At 32.7% G+C, this 382-nt stretch carries 1 protein-coding gene; it reads left to right on the top strand.

Going from position 1 to position 382, the window contains the following annotated elements; translation table 11 throughout:
* Nucleotides 1-382, top strand: a 382-nt coding sequence (locus FDW96_RS12400; protein ID WP_212732881.1) for a hypothetical protein, incomplete at both ends; no start/stop codon positions are given.

The raw sequence follows: 382 nt of genomic DNA, 5'->3' as shown, positions 1-382 counted from the left end.
TAAAATTGCTAATGAAATAACAAAAGTAGAATTTAATCATGTTAAGTACAAAAAATCTGATGTTGGTTCTGATACTTTGATTAGTATGGCCGGTTCTGATTTAGATGAGGTTCTAAACTGGAGTTCTAAGGGCGAACGTAATAGCATGGAGTTTTGGCAGAAAGTAATTAAAAAGTTGCTTACAACTCGTTATATTGACTTGTACCCTATATTTGATAGCAACACAGGCGAACTGTTAGACTTACTCTTTGCTAACGATAAAAAAGAATATAAGCCAGAAGAATTAGTAAGGCTGATTAGTCCTTTTTATATCAATGAGGATACAAGTATTTTAGACAATGCTCTAGCTAGTATTCAAACTAAGCTGGAACAAGGTAAATTG

Source organism: Citrobacter sp. TBCS-15 (assembly GCF_005280815.1).
In the GTDB taxonomy this organism is placed as follows: Bacteria; Pseudomonadota; Gammaproteobacteria; order Enterobacterales; family Enterobacteriaceae; genus Citrobacter; species Citrobacter werkmanii.
Note: the sequence above shows the minus strand (reverse complement) of the source record. Positions and strands in the feature narration are given on the sequence as shown.